This is a genomic window from Bradyrhizobium sp. HKCCYLS3077, from assembly GCF_051167555.1.
Classification (GTDB): Bacteria; Pseudomonadota; Alphaproteobacteria; order Rhizobiales; family Xanthobacteraceae; genus Bradyrhizobium.
In genome coordinates this window covers 325,220-339,442 of the sequence record NZ_JBNPTH010000007.1, presented here as the reverse complement: position 1 = coordinate 339,442, position 14,223 = coordinate 325,220, and the positions used below count along the sequence as shown (strand labels likewise).

12 protein-coding genes and 1 tRNA gene are annotated in these 14,223 nt (G+C 65.8%); 6 read left to right on the top strand and 7 right to left on the bottom strand.

Annotated features, from left to right (window positions below):
* Positions 1-123 precede the first annotated feature (123 nt).
* The 3 genes from carB to ACQR0Z_RS27510 all read right to left on the bottom strand — a co-directional run bounded on the left by carB (position 124) and on the right by ACQR0Z_RS27510 (position 4,718).
* On the bottom strand, positions 124-3,588 hold the full coding sequence (carB, locus tag ACQR0Z_RS27520) for a carbamoyl-phosphate synthase large subunit (RefSeq protein ID WP_434920725.1): 3,465 nt from the start codon (positions 3,586-3,588) through the stop codon (positions 124-126).
* A 248-nt stretch (positions 3,589-3,836) separates the two neighbouring features.
* Positions 3,837-3,913 (bottom strand) — tRNA-OTHER (locus ACQR0Z_RS27515).
* Positions 3,914-4,022: 109 nt separating this feature from the next.
* The gene (locus ACQR0Z_RS27510) at positions 4,023-4,718 is read right to left on the bottom strand and encodes a class I SAM-dependent methyltransferase (protein WP_434920724.1); all 696 of its coding nucleotides are present in this window, start codon (positions 4,716-4,718) and stop codon (positions 4,023-4,025) included.
* Positions 4,719-4,828: 110 nt separating this feature from the next.
* Here ACQR0Z_RS27510 and ACQR0Z_RS27505 point away from each other — a divergent pair, with 110 nt between their 5' ends.
* On the top strand, positions 4,829-5,356 hold the full coding sequence (locus ACQR0Z_RS27505; RefSeq protein ID WP_434920723.1) for a Dps family protein: 528 nt from the start codon (positions 4,829-4,831) through the stop codon (positions 5,354-5,356).
* 178 nt (positions 5,357-5,534) lie between these two features.
* On the opposite strand, the gene ACQR0Z_RS27500 is transcribed toward ACQR0Z_RS27505, so the two are convergent.
* Positions 5,535-5,987 carry a DUF6691 family protein gene (locus ACQR0Z_RS27500; protein ID WP_434920722.1) on the bottom strand — a complete coding sequence of 151 codons (453 nt, stop codon included), beginning with the start codon at positions 5,985-5,987 and terminating at the stop codon, positions 5,535-5,537.
* Between the two features lie 7 nt (positions 5,988-5,994).
* On the bottom strand, positions 5,995-6,417 hold the full coding sequence (locus ACQR0Z_RS27495) for a YeeE/YedE family protein (protein WP_434861137.1): 423 nt from the start codon (positions 6,415-6,417) through the stop codon (positions 5,995-5,997).
* An 88-nt stretch (positions 6,418-6,505) separates the two neighbouring features.
* On the opposite strand from ACQR0Z_RS27495, the gene ACQR0Z_RS27490 reads away from it, so the two are divergent.
* The 3 genes from ACQR0Z_RS27490 to ACQR0Z_RS27480 all read left to right on the top strand — a co-directional run bounded on the left by ACQR0Z_RS27490 (position 6,506) and on the right by ACQR0Z_RS27480 (position 9,769).
* Positions 6,506-6,847 (top strand): ArsR/SmtB family transcription factor, encoded by a 342-nt coding sequence (locus ACQR0Z_RS27490; RefSeq protein WP_434920721.1) that lies wholly within the window; start codon positions 6,506-6,508, stop codon positions 6,845-6,847.
* 142 nt (positions 6,848-6,989) lie between these two features.
* On the top strand, positions 6,990-8,159 hold the full coding sequence (locus ACQR0Z_RS27485; RefSeq protein WP_434920720.1) for an ROK family transcriptional regulator: 1,170 nt from the start codon (positions 6,990-6,992) through the stop codon (positions 8,157-8,159).
* Positions 8,160-8,194: 35 nt separating this feature from the next.
* The gene (locus ACQR0Z_RS27480) at positions 8,195-9,769 is read left to right on the top strand and encodes an ABC transporter substrate-binding protein (protein WP_434920719.1); all 1,575 of its coding nucleotides are present in this window, start codon (positions 8,195-8,197) and stop codon (positions 9,767-9,769) included.
* Positions 9,770-9,780: 11 nt separating this feature from the next.
* Here the strand turns inward: ACQR0Z_RS27480 and ACQR0Z_RS27475 are convergent, their stop codons facing one another.
* Together ACQR0Z_RS27475 and carA are read right to left on the bottom strand one after the other, a co-directional pair.
* The gene (locus ACQR0Z_RS27475) at positions 9,781-10,272 is read right to left on the bottom strand and encodes a PaaI family thioesterase (RefSeq protein ID WP_434920718.1); all 492 of its coding nucleotides are present in this window, start codon (positions 10,270-10,272) and stop codon (positions 9,781-9,783) included.
* Positions 10,273-10,418: 146 nt separating this feature from the next.
* The gene (carA, locus tag ACQR0Z_RS27470; protein ID WP_434861132.1) at positions 10,419-11,615 is read right to left on the bottom strand and encodes a glutamine-hydrolyzing carbamoyl-phosphate synthase small subunit; all 1,197 of its coding nucleotides are present in this window, start codon (positions 11,613-11,615) and stop codon (positions 10,419-10,421) included.
* Between the two features lie 192 nt (positions 11,616-11,807).
* Between carA and ACQR0Z_RS27465 the strand changes: the two genes are divergently transcribed.
* Complete coding sequence (locus ACQR0Z_RS27465; protein ID WP_434875163.1) at positions 11,808-12,263, top strand: GatB/YqeY domain-containing protein; 456 nt, start codon at positions 11,808-11,810, stop codon at positions 12,261-12,263.
* A 284-nt stretch (positions 12,264-12,547) separates the two neighbouring features.
* Complete coding sequence (locus ACQR0Z_RS27460) at positions 12,548-14,155, top strand: acyl-CoA synthetase (protein WP_434920717.1); 1,608 nt, start codon at positions 12,548-12,550, stop codon at positions 14,153-14,155.
* Positions 14,156-14,223 lie beyond the last annotated feature (68 nt).

The following is a 14,223-nucleotide window of genomic DNA, read 5'->3' as shown; positions in this document are numbered from 1 at the left end:
GCTCGGCCGCGCCGGTCCCGTCAAAGGCGGGACCAACATCGAACCGGGCAGCGAGTTCCTGCCGGAGGGCGTCATTTCCAATGATTGCCAATCGCTTAGCGGGCTCTCGCCCGCGCCACGCGATTAGTTTTCGGAAAAATAACTCTGCAAGGTGCGGACCTCAAGGTCTCCCCCGAGATAGGCACGGATGCCTTGCGCAGCCGCCACGGCACCCGAAAGAGTGGTGTAATACGGCACTTTATGCAAGAGGGCAGCGCGCCGCAGCGAGCGGCTGTCTGCGAGCGCCTGCGGACCTTCGGTGGTGTTGAAGACCAGCTGGATGTCGCCATTGGTGATGGCGTCCACGATGTGTGGCCGGCCTTCCAGCACCTTGTTGATCTTCTCCGTCGGCACGCCCTGATCGACCAGGAAGCGCTGGGTACCCGAGGTGGCGACGACCTTGAAGCCGTGCTCGTGCAGCATGCGCACGACCTCGGTGATCCGGCCCTTGTCGCTCTCACGCACCGAGACGAACACCGTGCCCTTGCGCGGCACGCGGGTGCCGCCGCCGAGCTGGCTCTTGGCGAAGGCCACCGCGAAGGAGCGGTCGATGCCCATCACCTCGCCGGTCGAGCGCATCTCCGGGCCCAGCACCGTGTCGACGCCGGGGAAGCGGGCGAACGGGAAGACCGATTCCTTGACGCCGACATGCTTCAGCGCGCGCTTCTTCAGGCCGAAATCGGCGAGCTTCTCGCCGGCCATGATTCGGGCCGCGATCTTGGCGACGGGTGTGCCGACCACCTTGGCGACGAACGGCACCGTGCGCGATGCGCGCGGATTGACTTCGAGCACGTAGATCGTGCCGTCCTTGATCGCATACTGGACGTTCATCAGGCCGACCACGTCGAGGCCGAGCGCCAGCTCGCGGGTCTGCCGCTCCAGCTCGGCGATGGTGGCTTCGTCCAGGGAGTGCGGCGGGAGCGAGCAGGCGGAGTCGCCGGAATGGATGCCGGCTTCCTCGATGTGCTCCATGATGCCGACGACGAAGGTGTCCTTGCCGTCGGAGAGGCAGTCGACGTCGACTTCGGTGGCGTCAGAGAGATAGCGGTCGAACAGCAGCGGGTTCTTGCCGAGCACCGTGTTGATCTGGCCGGTCTTGTCGTTGGGATAGCGCGCCTTGACGTCGGCCGGCACCAGCTCGGGCAGGGTGCCGAGCAGGTAGTCGCTGAGCTGGTTGTCCTCGCGGATGATCTGCATCGCCCGGCCGCCGAGCACGTAGGACGGACGCACCACCAACGGCAGGCCGAGATCCGCTGCGACGAGCCGCGCCTGCTCGACCGAATAGGCGATGCCGTTCTTCGGCTGCTTCAGATGCAGCTTGTCGAGGACGCGCTTGAACCGGTCGCGGTCCTCGGCCAGATCGATCGCCTCCGGCGAGGTGCCGAGGATCGGCACGTCGGCCGCTTCCAGCGCACGGGCCAGCTTCAGCGGCGTCTGGCCGCCGAATTGCACGATCACGCCATGCACGGTGCCGTTCTGCCGCTCGGTCGCGATGATCTCGAGCACGTCCTCGGCCGTCAGCGGCTCGAAGTACAGCCGGTCGGCGGTGTCGTAGTCGGTCGACACCGTCTCCGGATTGCAGTTGACCATGATGGTCTCGTAGCCAGCATCCGCCAGCGCGAAACAGGCATGGCAGCAGCAATAGTCGAACTCGATGCCCTGGCCGATCCGGTTCGGGCCGCCGCCGAGGATGATGACCTTCTTCCTGTCCGACGGCGCGCTTTCGTCGCCGAGCTTGCCCGCGAAAGGCGTCTCGTAGCTCGAATACATGTAGGCCGTCGGCGAGGCGAACTCCGCCGCGCAAGTGTCGATGCGCTTGAACGCCGGACGGACGCCAAGCGCCTGCCGCTTGGCGGCGACCTCGGCTTCGGTGGTGTTGGCGAGCACCGCGAGCCGCGCGTCCGAGAAGCCCATCGCCTTCAAGCTGCGCATGCCATTCGCGTTCGGCGGCAGGCCGTGACGGCGGACCTTGTCCTCCATCTCGACGATGCCGCGCATCTGCGCCAGGAACCACGGATCGATCTTGCAGGAGTTGAAGATCTCTTCATCCGACCAGCCGAGGCGCATCGCCTGCGCAACTTGCAGGATACGGTTTGGCGTCGGCGTGCCCAGCGCGGCGCGGATTGCGTTCTTGTCGTCGCCGCGGCCGAGGCCCTCGATGTCGATCTCGTCGAGGCCGGTGAGCCCGGTCTCCAGCCCGCGCAGCGCCTTCTGCAGGCTCTCCTGGAAGGTGCGGCCGATCGCCATGACCTCGCCGACCGACTTCATCGAGGTGGTCAGCGTGGTCGAGGCACCCGGGAATTTCTCGAAGGCGAAGCGCGGAATCTTGGTGACGACGTAGTCGATGGTCGGTTCGAACGACGCCGGCGTCGCGCCGCCGGTGATGTCGTTGGCGATCTCGTCGAGCGTGTAGCCGACCGCGAGCTTGGCCGCGACCTTGGCAATCGGGAAGCCCGTCGCCTTCGATGCCAGCGCCGAGGACCGCGACACGCGCGGATTCATCTCGATCACGACCATGCGGCCGTCGGCCGGATTGACGCCGAACTGCACGTTGGAGCCGCCGGTCTCGACGCCGATCTCGCGCAGCACCGCCAGCGAGGCGTCGCGCATGATCTGGTATTCCTTGTCGGTCAGCGTCAGCGCCGGCGCGACGGTGATGGAATCGCCGGTGTGCACGCCCATCGGATCGAGGTTCTCGATCGAGCAGACGATGATGCAGTTGTCCTTTTTGTCGCGGACGACCTCCATCTCGTACTCCTTCCACCCGAGCACCGATTCTTCGATCAGCACTTCGTTGGTGGGGGAGGCGTCGAGCCCGCGCTCGATGATGTCGAGGAATTCTTCCTTGTTGTAGGCAATGCCGCCGCCAGTGCCGCCCATGGTGAAGGACGGACGGATGATCGCGGGCAGGCCGATCTCGGACAGCGCCATGAGCGCCTCGCCAAGCGCATATTCCTGGTAGCGCTTGCGGCGGTCGTTTTCGCCAAGAGTCCATTGCCGGTCGAGTTCGTCGCGCGCGGCGCCGGTGAGCTTCTCGCGCTCGGCGAGGTATTTGTCGCGGTACTGCTTCTTCAGCGCGGAGGCGTTGGCAAGACGCGACTTCGGCGTCTGCAGCCCGATCTTCTCCATCGCGTTGCGGAACAGCTGGCGGTCCTCGGCCTTGTCGATCGCGTCAGCCGTGGCGCCGATCATCTCGACGTCGAACTTCTCCAGCGTGCCCTGCCGGCGCAGCGACAGCGCGCAGTTCAGCGCGGTCTGGCCGCCCATGGTCGGCAGCAACGCGAAGCCGCCGGAAATGACGTGTCGTTCCTTCTCGATGATCTTGGCGACGATCTCGGGCGTGATCGGCTCGATATAGGTCGCGTCCGCCAATTCCGGATCGGTCATGATCGTGGCCGGATTGGAATTGACGAGGACGACGCGATAGCCCTCCTCCTTCAGCGCCTTCACCGCCTGCGTGCCAGAATAGTCGAATTCGCAGGCCTGGCCGATCACGATCGGACCGGCGCCAATGATCAGGATGGTCGAGATGTCGGTTCGTTTCGGCATTCAAGCTCACGGGCAAGAAACGGCAGAGATTTGGGCACAAAAAAAGGGCGCGCGTGCCGCGCGTCCCCCACAGGCCCAGGGAAGGCCAAGGCGCGACCGGTGCTCGCGCGCGAGCGGTCTTTAGACCAGTTTCCTCTGAGCGAAAAGGGTTTTGGGCCGAAATCAACGGCCAAATTGGCGAGGGCAGGGCGCAAGGACGGCCGATCTTGGCTGGCTTGCCGAGCCGAAGCTGCAAAAGCAGCGAAGGCTGGAGGCCCGGCCTGGACTTGAACCAGGTTCAAGAGCGTTGCACCGCTCTTCGCGTCGTAGCTTCCGCCACCGGGCCGAGACCGATCTTACCTTTCACGGAGCCGTGAGCCAGCCCGTGTTTCAGTTAACCCTAACCCTGTTGCAGGATGTGGCGAGATGAAGGCAGCCGAAGATCAGCCTGCGGTTCAGGGCGCGGGTCTCGCCACGAAGGTCATGCGCCAGGGATTGTGGCCGATGTTCTTGGGTGCCCGGACCGCGCTGAAGCCGGCCGTCTTGAGCCGGGCCAGCATATCGGCCTCGCTGTAGCGCTGCAGGCCGACCTTGGTCCGCAGCTGCCGGTAATCGGACAGGGCGGTCGCCACCAGGCCCACCATGGCATCCTTCAGGAAGCCATCGCGGGCGGCGAAGCGTAAGAGGGCCAGCACGTCCCGCCCCATGCCGACCTCGGGCCGCAGGATGTCGCCGAGCACGAATTGTCCCGACGGCTTCAGCAGCCGGCGGATCACCGCCAATGCGGCAGCGAATTCGGTCTCGCTCATGTACTGCGCCACTGAATTCATGACGACGAGGTCGATCGAGGCTTCCTGCATGTTGCGCAGCTCGTCGAGCGAGCGGACGCGGATCTTGGTGTTGGGCGCGAAGCGCGCGATCAGTCGGCCGCGTACGCCTGGTGCCGGCTCGGCCAGGATGAGGGTCATGCACGCATCGGCGACCTTGGCCGCCGACAGGGCCTCGCCGCAGGAATAGTCGAGCACGACGGCATCGGGCGAAGGGATGTAGCCGACGATATCGCGCGCGATCGTCTCGAAGTGCAGGTCGCGGTGCAGCTTGCTCGCATAGATCGTGTGCGTGGAATCGTAGTAATCGATCCAATCGTCCATGGCGGGTTCCGGCAAACACACAGTTCCTTGATCGGAACCGGAGGGGTCAGCGAGCGTTAACGGGTCCGATTACCCGTGTCCATCGCTGCTTCTAACAGGAAGGTTAGGCCGTGAGTAAAGCAAAGACCGATAAGACTGCCCCCGAGCTCGATACCCCGACCGATCTGTCGCCGGACGCCGTGAACAAGATCTCGACCGCTCTGAACACGCTCCTGGCAGACGCCTTTGCCCTCTATCTGAAGACCAAGAACTTCCATTGGCACGTCAGTGGACGGCATTTTCATGACTATCATGAGATGCTCGACCAGCAGTCGGATGCGATCTTTGCCACCACGGACCAGCTGGCGGAGCGCGTGCGCAAGATTGGCGGCACCACGATCAAATCGATCAGCCAGATCAGCAAGCTGCAGACCATCAAGGACAACAACGAGGAGTATGTGCCGCCGCGCGAGATGCTGCGGGAGTTGATGGAGGACAACAAGCACGTCGCCGCGGCCATGCGCAAGGCGCATGAGGTGTGCGACGACAATGACGATCCGGCGACCGCGGGTCTGCTGGAGAACTTCATCGACGAGACCGAGCGCCGCACCTGGTTCCTGTTCGAGGCCAGCCGCCAGGAAGGCAGCAACGCGGCGTAAGCCGATCGCGCGATGCGATTTGAGGGACGTGCCGCGATGACGTGGCGCGTCCCTTATGTTTTGTGGCATCGAGCAAGTGGAGAGGCAGAGCGGCGCATGTCCGGTGCGCCGGGAGTGCGTGCTCAGAGCGCGTTGAGCGGTACGAGTGCAAGCGGCGCCTCTGTCGGGCGCAGCTGGCTCATTCTGCGAGAGCGGCGGAGAGCTGCGGCCGGCGGTTCGCGAGCATGCGTGCGGCTGCCATGCCGATGAACATGGCCACCACGAACAGCGCGATCGCGGGCGAGCCGTAGCCGAGCGCGACGAAGGCCGGACCCGGACAGATCCCGGCCAGTCCCCAGCCGATGCCGAAGATGGCGGGCCCGGTCCCCATCCGCCAGTCCAGGATCTGCGAGGGCGGCAGATGAAAGCGGTCGTCGAGAACGGGGCGTTGACGCCGCAGCACCAGCCGGAAGCCGACGAAGGTGACGCCGACCGCGCCGGCCATCACCAGCATCAGGCTGGGGTCCCAACCGCCGGAGCGGATCGCTGCGAGATCCAGGAAGCTCAGCACCTTCTCCGGATTGGACATGCCGGAGAGCAGCAGTCCGAGCCCGAAGACAAGGCCGACGATGAACTGAGCGAAAATGGCCATGACCGCCTCACATCACGTGGCGCACGAGAAAGGTGGTCGCGACGGCCGTCGCCATGAACACCAGCGTCGCGACCATCGAGCGCGGCGACAGGCTGGCGATGCCGCAGACGCCGTGACCCGAGGTGCAGCCGTTGCCCCACACCGCACCGAACCCGACCAGCAGTCCCGCTGCCGCCAGGGCCAACGGGCCGACCGAGAGGATCAACGGCGGCAGGCTGCCCGTGGTGAGTCGGACCGCCAGCGTCGCGGCGACGAGGCCGGCGACGAATGCGAACCGGCCGGCGAGCGCGCCGTCCCATGGCGGCAGCAGCCGGGCGGCAATGCCGCTGACGCCGGCGATCCGACCGGTCAGGCCCATCATCATCACGGCGGCGATCCCGATCAGCGCGCCGCCCGCGAGTGCGGTGAAGATTGTCGTCCCGCTGATCATGCTGCTTGGTTGTCTCCGGCGAAGTACGCGTTGCAATCCAATATCATGTGCAATATTTCCTATATGCGAAAATAAGGAAGTAACAATCATGACAGCGCGGGTCGCACGGAAAGCCAAGGCTCCCTCGATGGCCGCCTCCGTAGCCGCAGGTCTCGAGGACAAGGCGGAGGAGGCCGCGCGCCTGCTGTCGGCCATGGCCAACCCGAAGCGGCTCATGGTGCTGTGCAACCTGATCGACGGCGAGCGCGCGGTCGGTGAGCTGGCCGAGCAGGTCGGCCTCCGGCAGGCCGCGCTGTCGCAGCACCTCGCGATGATGCGCGCGCTGGATCTGGTCGCCACGCGCCGCGAGGGCCAGACCATCTATTACCGGCTGGCGAGCCACGAGGTTCGCGCGATCCTGAAGACGCTCTACGGGCTGTACTGCGCCTGATCCAAGGCCCTGAGGTTTCGTCATCGGGCCGGGGATCGCTGCCGCGCGCCGGTGTCCGCTCGGGTCGGGCGCGGCAATTGACACCCTCGGGCGGGCTGGCTAGCATTCTTACAATAAGTAAGAATGAGGCTGGGAGGAGAACGTGCGGCTCATTCGCAGTCGGCACGATACGAGATCTGCAATCCTTGGATACCTCTGGTGCTCGGGCGGCTCGTTCCGTCCCGACCTCGCCGAGGGCGTGGCGCTGACCGAGGCCTCCATCTCGCGTATCATCAGCGAGCTGAAGGCCGAGGGCGTCATCGAGGAGACGCGGCGCGCGGCGCCGTATCGTGGCGGCCCCAGTCAGTTCATCACCTTGAGCCGCGAGATCGCCGTCGCAGCCATCGAGATCTCCAACAACCGGCTCTATTCCGCGGTGGGAACGCTGGCCGGCGAGACGCTGTCTTCGGAGCACTACGATCTGGCGGACGGACTCGGCGCCGCCCAGGTCGAGGCGACGGTGACCCGCGCGGTCCGCGATCTCGCGGCCTGGGCCATGCGGCGCGGCATCACGCTCGAGCAGTTGGCCGTGTCGATCCCGGGCTATGACCCCGATCTGCGGGCGAGCCCGATCGTTGCTGTCGATGTCGACAAGCTCGATGCGCTCTGTCAGCGGGAGATGCCGCAGACGCCGCTGCGGATGACCAATTCGATGGTGGCCCGCGCCGTCGCTCACCGCCTGCAGATGGGGACGGGCGTTCTCGGCGGATCCTATTTCTTCGTCTTCGTCGGCCATGGCGTCGGCGCGGCGATCGTCGACGAGCTTGCCGAAAGCGGCGATGTCGAGACCTGCGAGATCGGCCATGTGGTGGTCGACCCCGGCGGTGGCCCATGCCGGTGCGGGCATGTGGGCTGTCTGGAGACCTTGGTATCGACGGTTGCCCTCGCGGATATTCTCAATGTCGAGGAAAGCGATTTGCTGGGGCGCGGCGACCGCTGGCCGGATGACTTCCGCATCCCCAAAACGGCCCGCGCGGATATCAAGACGCGCTTGGACCGGCTCGGCCTTGCGATCGGCAACGCGCTCAATCTCACCCGCCAGCGCAACGTCGTCATCGCGGGATGGCCGAGCGCTCTGCCTGCGGAAGAGCGCAACGCCGTGCTGGACGCCATCGGCCGGTCACGGCTCGGCGGCGTGCAGGGCATCGCGCTCACCTTCTCCGATGCGAGCCTCGGGCGCGAGCCGAGGTCAGGACTGGCGCTCGCCGCCTTCTCGTTCATCCGGCGCAGCGGCGAGCGACGTGCGCAAGGCAAGCAACTGATTTCGAGCTGACACGTCGGCATTCACGTCCGACGAGCATGGAGGGAATGATGAAGTTACGTCAAATCGTGGCGGGTGTTCTGGTCTGCCTCGCCGCCGCGCTGCCCGCGCCGGGCGCGCGCGCCGAGACCGTGCTGAAGGTGAAGCCGTCGGGAGATCTCAAGGTTCTGGACCCGACCATCGCCGCGGATTCGATCGCGCGCAACTTCGGCTACATGATCTACGACACGCTGTTCACGGTCGACGACAAGCTCCAGGTCAAGCCGCAGATGGTGGACAGCTGGACGACCTCCGCGGACCACAAGGTATGGACCTTCAAGCTGCGCGACGGCTTGAAGTTCGGCGACGGCGCGAGCGTGACGTCGGAGGACGTGGTGGCCTCGCTGAAGCGCTGGAGCCAGGCCGATGCGATGGGCCAGATGCTCAATGCCCATGGCGCGGCGTGGGAGGCTGTCGACGCCAGGAGCTTCACGCTGACGCTGAAGGAGCCCTGGGGTTTCGTGCTCGATGCGCTCGCCAAGCCGGGCGCGCCGGTGCCCTTCATCGTCCCCGCCAGGATCATCGCCGGCACCGCTGCGGGACAGCCGCTCGCGGACCAGACCGGCTCGGGCCCCTTCATCTTCAAGAAGGATGAATGGGTGCCGGGCTCGAAGCTCGTCTTCGTCAAGAACCCGCACTATGTGCCGCGCGCCGAGCCGCCGACGGGCCTCGCGGGCGGCAAGGTGGTCAAGGTCGACCGCGTCGAATGGCTGATCATTCCGGACCAGCAGACCGCGCTAGACGCGCTGAAGAAGGGCGAACTGGATATTGCCGAGGACATTCCGGCCGATCTCGTTCCGGTGGCGAAGGCCGGCAAGAATGTGGTCGTCTCCAATCAGGACGAGATCGGCGTGGCGCAGCAGATCCGCCTGAACGCGATCCAGCCGCCGTTCGACAATCCCGCCATCCGCCGGGCCGCGCTGCTCGCGGTCAATCCGCAGGACTACATCGAGGCCTGGGGCGGCGGCGAGGGCGGCGCCATCAAGGCCTGCAAGTCGTTCTACATCTGCGCCTCGCCCTACTACACGGAGGCCGGCTTCCCGTCCTTCGATCTGGAGAAGGCCAAGACGCTGCTGCGCGAGAGCGGCTATGACGGCACACCCGTCGTGATCCTCGACGCCTCCGAGAATGCGCAGATCCATCCCGCGAGCCTGGTCGCCGAGCAGCAGCTCAAGGCCGCCGGCTTCAATGTCGACGTCCAGGCGATGGACTGGGCGACGGTCGTGAGCCGCCGCACCAAGAAGGAGCCGGTCGGGCAGGGCGGCTGGTCGATCTTCATCTCCGGCCCCGGCGGCCTCGACATGATGCTGCCGATCAGCCATCTCGGCCTGCGCTCGAACTGCGACAAGGCCTGGTTCGGTTGGCCGTGCGATGCCGAGATCGAGAAGCTGCGCGCCGCGTTCGGCGACTCCGCCGACACGGCCGAGCGCAAGACGCTGGCCGAACAGATCCAGCTGCGCGCCGTGCAGACCGTGCCCTACATCCCGATCGCCGTGGCCTATCAGTTCCGCGCGGCGCGCGCCGAGCTGACGGGTCTGCTCAATCCGCCGGCGCCGGTGTACTGGAGCGTCTCGCGCAAGTGAGGCGGCGCGGGCTAGCCCTTGGGCAGCTCGAACACCAGGCAGGTGGTGGTCGCATGCGCGAGCAGCCGTCCCTGTGAATCGGTGATCCGCGCTTCGGCCGTCGCGGCACGGCGGCCGAAGGACAGCGTCGTGCCTTCGGTGCGTACGGCGCCCGTCGCCTCGGTCATCGCCTTGACGAAGGAAATCTTGAACTCGAGAGTGGTGTAGCCGCTGCCCTGCGGACACCGCGTATGGACGGCAAGTCCCATCGCCGAGTCCAGGAGGATCGCGGCATAGCCGCCGTGGACGGCGCCGATCGGATTGTAGTGCCGCAAGCCCGGCACGCTATGCATCACGACGTGGCCGGGCTCCGCCCTGCAGTCGAACGGCATGACGCCCTGCATGATCGGCGGCTGCGGCAAGGTGCCTGCGAAGATGCCGCGCACGAAATCCAATCCAGGCATCGAGGCCAGCACCGACACCGGTACCACGCCGTAATCATCACGTCCGACCGTCTCGCCCATCTCTGCTGCTCTCCATTGGATGAGAACCATCATATAAAGAAAGCGGCGACGGCGCGAGCGCAAAGCTGCGGCGGCGTCATCGCGAAACCGGATGCAAAAATGCCCGGGAGCGACCCGGGCATTCGATTGTCGTCCGAGGCTCGGCCTTACGCCGCGCTGCGCTTCTTCTCGCGCATGAGCTCGGCGAAGCGCTGGAACAGATAGTGCGAGTCCTGCGGGCCGGGCGAGGCCTCCGGGTGGTACTGCACCGAGAACACCGGCTTGCCGTCCAGCGCGATGCCACAGTTCGAGCCGTCGAACAGCGAGATATGGGTCTGCGTCGCGCCGGCCGGCAGCGTGTCCTGGTCGACCGCGAAACCATGGTTCATCGAGGTGATCTCGACCTTGCCGGTGGTCTCGTCCTTGACCGGATGATTGGCGCCGTGATGGCCCTGGTGCATCTTCTTGGTCTTGGCGCCGACGGCGAGGCCGAGCATCTGATGACCCAGGCAGATGCCGAAGGTCGGCGTGCCCGAGGCGATCACCTGCTGGATGACCGGCACGGCATATTTGCCTGTCGCCGCGGGGTCGCCTGGGCCGTTGGACAGGAACACGCCGTCCGGCTTCATCGCCATGATGTCCTCGGCGGAGGTCGTCGCCGGCACCACCGTCACCTTGCAGCCGACGCCGGCGAGCAGGCGGAGGATGTTGCGCTTGATGCCGTAGTCGATCGCGACGACGTTGAACTCCGGTTGGGTCTGCTGGCCGAAGCCTTCGTTCCACACCCAGGGCGTCTCGTCCCAACTGAAGCGCTGCGCCGAGGTGACCATCGGCACGAGGTCCATGCCCTCGAGCCCCGGCCACTCCCGCGCTTCCTTCTTCAGGGCGTCGAGGTCGAATTTGCCGTCCTTCGCATGGGCGATGACCGCATTCGGCATACCCTTGGAGCGGATCAGCGCCGTCAAGGCACGGGTGTCGATGCCCGATAGGCCGATGATGCCGCGGGCGCGCAGCCACTGGTCGAGATGGCGTGTCGCGCGGTAGTTCGAGGGATCGGTAATGGCGGTGCGCAGGATCACGCCGCGCGCGCCTGGCGTCGCCGCCATGTTCACCGTCTCGATATCCTCGTCGTTGGTGCCGACATTGCCGATATGCGGGAAGGTGAAGGTGATGAGCTGGCCGGCGTAGGACGGATCCGTCAGGATCTCCTCGTAGCCGGTCATTGCGGTGTTGAAGCAGACCTCGCCCACGGCGTGGCCTTCGGCGCCGAGGCCGTAGCCTTCCAGCACCGTTCCATCGGCGAGCACGAGGAGCGCGGTCGGTTTATGGTCCGGCCAGGCGGCGTCAGTATCGATGTGTGTCATGAGGCCCCTACATAGTGGGGCGCGGGCCCGGCGTCAAAGCGGGAAGCGGCCGATTCACACGCGATTTAGGTCAATTTGCGCGGAGAATGGCCCGGTTTCCGTCCCGCAGGCCAGAACGGATGCGGAACCGAGTTGTTTCGGGAGAACGAACCGCCTAGACCAGCCGGCAACCGAATTCGAGAGGGTGAGAGCATGCTGCGCGACGACATCAACAACGCGGTCAAGGAGGCGATGAAGGCCAAGGACGAGCGTAAGCTCTCCACCCTTCGCATGATCAACTCGACCCTGAAGAACGCCGACATCGCCGCGCGCGGCGAGGGGAAGCCGCCGCTCACCGACGCCGACGTGCTCGCGGTGCTGCAGAAGATGATCAAGCAGCGCCAGGAATCGGTCGAGCTGTACGAAAAGGGCGGCCGCGCCGAGCTCGCCGCCGGCGAGCGCGAGGAGATCGCGGTCATCTCGGCCTATCTGCCGAAGCAGATGAGCGACGACGAGGTGAAGTCGGCCATCTCGGCCGCGGTGGCCGAGACGGGTGCCGCCGGCATGAAGGACATGGGCAAGGTGATCGCAGTGCTGAAGGCGAAGTACACGGGCCAGATGGATTTTGCCAAGGCGAGCGGCCTGGTGAAGGCCGCGCTGACGGGCTGAGCTGCTGCAAGCTGTTATGCGACGAGCGCCCCGCAACCGCGGTGCGCTCCCTCTCCCCGTTCTTCACGGGGCCGCGACGAGCTTCGCTCGCGCTGAGAGGGGGGGGGTGAGGGGCAGCCACGCGCACCGACCGTGCGGAGAGCCCCCTCACCCGGATTGCATCTGACGATGCAATCCGACCTCTTCTCGCACGCGAGGCGAGGTTGAGGACCGAGCAAGCGTCCGGGCATTCGCCACCTCGTGGGTACGCTTGAACCAACAACCGAGAGGGAAACGCCTCCGCCATGCTCCAGGAAACGTCCGACTACGACCAGCTCTACCGCGACTTCCGCTGGGACATCCCGGCGCAGTTCAACATCGCGGCCGCGACCTGTGATCGCCACGCCGACGGCTCAGGCCGCCTCGCGCTGATCGTCGTCGAGGAGGACGGCGCTGCGCGCCGCGTGTCGTTCGACGAGCTGCGTGACGCCTCCTGCCGCTTCGCCAACGTGCTGAAGGCCGACGGCCTTGCGCAGGGCGATCGCGTCGCCGTGTTCCTGTCGCAATCCCTCGAACTGCCGATCGTCCATTTCGCTGCGTTCCGCGCCGGCCTCGTCTCGGTGCCGCTGTTCACTCTGTTCGGCGAGGACGCGCTGCAATTCCGGCTGCAGAACTCCGGCGCCAAGGTCGTGGTGACCGACGCCACGGGCCTTGCCAAGCTGGCGCGCATTCGCGACCAGTTGCCGGAGCTCAAGACGATCTATGTCATCGACGGCGAGGGCAGCGGCGCCCGGCCGTTCTGGCCGACGCTGGAGCGCGCCTCCGCCCAGTTTCCGACGGTCGCGACGTCGAGCGACGATCCGGCGATCATCATCTACACCTCGGGCACCACAGGAAATCCCAAGGGCGCGCTGCACGCGCATCGCGTGCTGCTCGGCCATCTGCCGAATGTCGAGATGGTGCACGGCTTTCTGCCGAAGCCCGGCGACGTGATGTGGACGCCGGCGGACTGGGCCTGGATCGGCGGGCTGTTCGATGCACTGTTTCCGGCCTGGTACCACGCGGTGCCCGTCGTTGGCTATCGTGCGAAAAAGTTCGTGCCGCAGGCGGCGATGCAGCTGATGGCGGACTATCAAATCCGCAACGTGTTCCTGCCGCCGACTGCGCTGAAGCTGATGCGCCAGGCGAACGTCAAGCATGACGGCGTCAAGCTGCGCAGCATCCTGACCGGCGGCGAGTCGCTCGGCGCCGAGCTGCTCGACTGGGTGCGCGCGACCTTCGGCATCGACGCGCATGAGATCTACGGCCAGACCGAGTGCAATCTCGTCGTCGGCAACAATGCGAAGCTGTTTCCGATCCGGCCGGGCTCGATGGGCAAGGCGACACCGGGCTTCGAGGTGCTGATCGTGAACGACAAGGGCGAAGAGCTGCCGCGGGGGACGCGCGGCATCATCGGCGTGCGCCAGCCCAATCCCTGCACCATGATCGAATATTGGCGCAATCCCGAGGCGACGCAGAAGAAGTTCGCCGGCGACGTGCTGCTGACCGGCGATCTCGGCACCCAGGATGAGGACGGCTATTTCTGGTATGCGAGCCGCGAGGACGATGTCATCACCTCCGCCGGCTACCGCATCGGCCCGGCGGAGATCGAGGACACGCTGCTCAAGCACCCCGCAGTCGCGCTGGCCGCCGTGGTCGGCATTCCCGATCCCGTCCGCACCGAGGCGGTCAAGGCCTGGATCGTGCTGCGGCCCGGCTTCGTTGCAAATGACACGCTGTCGCGAGAGATCCAGGACTTCGTCAAGGTGAAGCTCGCCGCGCATGAATATCCGCGCCATGTGGAGTTCACGGACAGTCTACCGATGACGGCGACTGGCAAGGTGCTGCGGCGAGAATTGAGGGCGCGGGGGTAGGGACGCTTTTGTTTGAGGCACGATCGTGCGGCTTGCGACCTTCCCCGTCAGAGCGAAGCGAAGCATTG